This window comes from Segatella copri, assembly GCF_009494395.1.
Taxonomy (GTDB): Bacteria; Bacteroidota; Bacteroidia; order Bacteroidales; family Bacteroidaceae; genus Prevotella.
The window spans coordinates 1-4651 of record NZ_VZCB01000007.1 but is presented as its reverse complement, the minus strand read 5'-3'; the positions used below and the strand labels follow the sequence as shown (position 1 = coordinate 4651).

Annotated in this window: 3 protein-coding genes; all 3 read left to right on the top strand. The window is 42.5% G+C overall.

All coding sequences use genetic code 11. The annotated features are described in order from the left end of the window. The first annotated feature begins 88 nt into the window (after positions 1-88). Positions 89-3337 carry a hypothetical protein gene (locus F7D73_RS00905; RefSeq protein ID WP_153121867.1) on the top strand — a complete coding sequence of 1083 codons (3249 nt, stop codon included), beginning with the start codon at positions 89-91 and terminating at the stop codon, positions 3335-3337. Positions 3338-3547: 210 nt separating this feature from the next. After that, positions 3548-3856, top strand: a complete 309-nt coding sequence (locus F7D73_RS00900) for a hypothetical protein (protein WP_153121866.1) — start codon at positions 3548-3550, stop codon at positions 3854-3856. A gap of 40 nt (positions 3857-3896) precedes the next feature. Next, positions 3897-4651: OmpA family protein (locus F7D73_RS00895; protein ID WP_153121865.1), on the top strand; the 755-nt coding region annotated here is incomplete at its 3' end.

Sequence of the window (4651 nt, the reverse complement as noted above, 5' to 3'; positions counted from 1 at the left end):
TAAGAACAAGCATAGAACTTAAAGTTAACAATTAATATTTTTAATTAAATTTTATCGTATGAAAAGAAAGTATTTAAGCGCGCTGCTTATGGGAACACTTACAGTGGCATCCATGAGTACATTTACTTCTTGTAAGGATTATGATGACGACATCAGCAACTTGCAAGGTCAGATCGACAAGCTTGCTACTGCCGATCAGCTTTCACAGAAGGTATCTGAGCTCCAGGCTTTGATTAATTCTAACCAGAATGGCATCAGCTCACTTGAAACAAAGTTGAATGATGTTAAGAAAACAGCTGACAGCAAGGCTACTCTTGATCAGGTTAAGGACATCTTGGCAGGTTATGCAACCAACGAGAGCGTTACCAAGGAGGCTAATGAGATTGTAAATGCTGCAATCAAGGCTCTCCAGGAAAAGGATATCAAAGACTTGAAGGCTTTGATTGAAACTGCTCAGGGTAAAGCTGACCAGGCAGTAAAGGATGCAGCAGATGCAAAGGCTGATATTCTTAAGACTTTGGAAGACTATGCATTGAAGTCAGATGTTGAAACTGCTCAGGGTACTGCTGACGATGCTTTGGCTAAGGCTATTGCTAACAAGACTGCTATCGAGAACGCACTCAAGACTCTCGGTACAGGTTTCGATGAGAAGAATACAGTAGCAGCAGCTATCGAGGCTATCAATGGTCAGTTGACAGCAAAGAATACAGGTCTTGCTGGTCTCGACGGACGTCTGTCTGTTATTGAAGCTGCATTGAAGAGTGATGAGAGTGGCGATAAGCTCACTAATCTCAAGCTTAAGATTGACAACATCGAGAACAAGTTGAAGGACATCATCGGTCAGTACTCTACAATGGTAACTGACGTTCAGCTCTACGATTTCGCTAAAAACAACATATATGATCCAATTTATGCTGGTTTCGATCAGAAGTTGAACTTCGTTCAGGCTGAAGAGCTGGATAATGTATTCCCTGGTGAAGGTGTTGCTGATGCTCAGTTCAAATTCGAGAAGGGTAAGTACTTCGTAGGTGAGGATAGCTTGTTGGTTCGTGTTTCTCCTGTTGATGCAGAGTTGACAACAAGCAATGTTTCACTTCTGAACTCTCAGGGCAAGGAGCTTAATGACCTTATCGAGGTTACTGGCGCTCACAGATATGATGGATTGCTTACTTCTCGTGCTACTGGTGATGTAAACACTGGTCTTTGGGTAGTTAAGTTCAAGGCTAAGGATCTTGGCGATGCATTCAAGGCTGCTGCTGCGGTTAAGAAAAATAATGCCGATAAGAATATCCTCTACTCTGTTGCTGTTAAGAATACCTACACAACTGATGAGACTAAGGATCGTCGCGTTACTTCAGAGTATGGCGTAACATTGGCTACAGAGAAGGCTATTCACGCTTACGACTTCACAGTAAACGGTACTTCAATTAATGATATCCACAACCGTTATTACATGTGTGAAGATGGCACTTCAACAAGAGGTGTTCAGGAATTGGTTTGGACGAATAATGATAAGCCTTCTACTACTGTAATCACTGAGGGCGATAAGGCAAATGCTGCAAGCCGTTATCATGGACAGGATAATCGTCATTGGGAGAATATCCTGGCTGTAGAGAAGGGTGGCGACATCGTTATTGACTTCACAAAGGCAAATCCTTCACCAAAGGACTTCGGTGTTAAGGGCTTCTATGTAACTCTCGATGAGAAGTTCGCTCTTGAGTCTGCTCCTTCTGAGCTTAATGCTTGGAACTCATACTCTTATGAGAACGTTGGTTACAAGAAGAACGGTACAACATACCAGCCAGCTAAGTTGTTCACTGGTAACAAGGGTACTATTAAGATCCAGGATTTGGGTAATGTTAAGGGCGATGTAATCGGTTTCCGTGTTTACGCTGTTAACTACGATGGTACATTGACCGACCCTGATGGACGTGCATTCTATGTAGCAGTAGGTGATGCTAAGGTTGATATGACTATCCCTGCAACTACCGTTTCACTCGACAAGGCTACAGCAAGTACAGCTCAGCCAAAGTTCGTTTCACCTAAGGTAGCTGTTGATTTCAGCAAGTACGATTTCGATGCAAATGACGCTTGGGTTGTTACAGCTGAGGATAAGGATCACAAGAAGCCAACAGAGTTCACAGTTAAGTACTTTAAGGCAGATGGTACAGAAGTTTCTGAGTTGAACAAGGATGTTAAGTTCGTTCAGTTCGTATTGACTCAGCCTAACAAGTTCATCGATGATGAAACATATACCGTTTCTACAACTTTGAAGAAGAATATTTCTGGTGCTACAGCAGAAGTAGGTACAGTTACAGCTTCATTTAAGAAGGTAATGCCAACTGAGGCTCCTACATTCGGTTATCGTGATGGTTTCGACAAGTTCGAGTACATCATTCCAACCAATGATTATACTGTTGCAGCTGACGCTGAGGGTAATTATATTAACAAGAGTGGTAAGTTTGACTTTAGAAACATTCTGATTATCAACAATAATGCTACTGCTTGGAATGGTTTTGACCTCTTTGGTGAGGGCGTATTCAACTTCAAGGTTGCTAACGGTACTTACAATTGGGATAATAATAATAACAAGTTTGTCTTGACAGATGCTAAGGCTACTATTTCTGGTGCAGAGCAGTACATCTTGAACGTTAATAATGGTGGTGCTAACTTGGTTGATAACAAGACTGAGCGTACAATCACAGCTGATTTCGTTTACAAGAATATCTCTAAGCAGTTAGTTGAGAATGCTAATGGCGAGAAGGAGTATCAGAATGTTGATTACACTCAGCCATCTCCATCTTCTGAGAAGATTGTTTACTGCTCTTGGATGAAGACATTCGACGTTGCTGCTAATGGTGGTGATAATTGGACTGGTAGAGCTGAGGTTAAGGATAATAAAGGCAATGTAAAAGTTAGTTACATTGCTCCTGCAAACGTTGTAACATGGAGTCAGACAGCAACAGCTACTACATTGAATTTGTCTAAGGTTGATGCTAAGGTTGCTGATCTCAAGGTAATTCCTTCTTCAGTAGCTGGTACAGTTAAGGGCACTGACTTGAAGACATTCTTCACCAATGGTGTAATTGCTCTTGTTAAGGGTAAATACGGTACAGTTTGGACAACAAGTACAGACGGTAAGCAGATTAACCCTTACTTCACTGCAGAATTTACTAATGGCAATATTGTATTGACTCAGAGTAACCAGACCACAATTCCTTCTAATGTTAAGGGTGGTTTGATTCACTTCACTGTTCGTGACTGCTTCGGTAACCTCAAGGCTATCCAGTTGCCATTCGTAATCAAGATGCCAGAAGTTACTGCAAGAAAGCACTAATTAAAGACAAGATTTACAAGAAAGGAGTTGAAAGAAGCTCCACAATGTAAATAAGATACTATTCATTGGGGGCGTTCATAAAATGGACGCCCCCTTTATTTTCAGAATATGAAGAAAATATTATCAGTAATTATTGTATGTTTTGTCGCCTTGCTTGCATTTAATGCTTGCAGTGATGAGATTAAATCTACAAAGGTTAGCATACAGAGTATGACTGATACGACCTTTGTAAGTGTTATCGATGACCATAGGGTTACTTTCGATATCAAGCAAGCCACTTATGATAATGGCTTTGTAATGGCTGGCGACTCTGCAGTGGTTCACTACATCGGTTCTCTTTCTGACGATCCGGTAAAAGCAGTACTCATCAAGCTGATTCCAAAGAAAGGACATGTTGTTGATGCTGTCTACGATCCTAACAAGAAGTTGGAGACTGCTCCAATGACCAAGGAAGAGGTGAAGGAATTGGAGGAAGGTGTTGAGTTTGCAAAAAAGCACCAGCCTAAGAAAAATAAATAAGGTAGTTATCACTTTTTATTAATTAATAAAGGAAATGATTATGAATACAATGAAATCTTTATTCGCTGCTTCCCTGCTTGCCCTCGGCACAACATCTGCTATGGCACAGGCTACTTACACCGACCAGAACGGTGATGAGTATACATTCAACAAGCATTTCTTCCTGGACCTCCAGGGTGGTGCTCAGTACACACTTGGTGAAGCTAAGTTTGGTGATTTGCTCTCTCCTAACGTACAGTTGGGCTTGGGCTACCAGTTTTCTCCTGTCTTTGGCATGCGCTTGCAGGCTAACGGTTGGCAGAGCAAGGGCGGCTGGGCTGGTTTCCGCGCTCAGAAGGGCGAGACTCCTTACAACGCTCAGTATAAATATAAGTATGTAGCTCCTGGTCTGGACTTCATGTTCAACCTCAGCAACCTCTTCTGCGGTTGGAACCCTAACCGTGTGTTGAACGTTACTGCCTTCGCTGGTGCAGGTGCCAACATCGCCTGGGGTAACGACGAGGTGAATGAGTTGGCTGCAACCATGAAGAATATGAATGCCTACAACCTGGAGTATCTCTGGGATGGTACCAAGGTTCGCCCTTATGGTCGTGCCGGTCTTGAGTTGGCTTTCAAGGTAAGCAAGTCTGTCAGCCTGATGTTGGAGGGTAATGCCAATATCACTTCTGACAAGTACAACTCAAAGAAGGCAGGTAACCCTGACTGGTATTTCAATGCTTTGGCTGGTCTTCGCATCAACCTGGGCAAGAGTGCTACCAAGAAGGAGAAGCCAGTAGAACCGGAACCAGCTCCAGC

Bases quoted from the DNA above. Each gene is read 5' to 3' on its own strand.
- F7D73_RS00905 (WP_153121867.1), top strand. From the start codon at position 89: ATGGGAACACTTACAGTGGCATCCATGAGTACATTTACTTCTTGTAAG.
- F7D73_RS00900 (WP_153121866.1), top strand. From the start codon at position 3,548: ATGACTGATACGACCTTTGTAAGTGTTATCGATGACCATAGGGTTACT.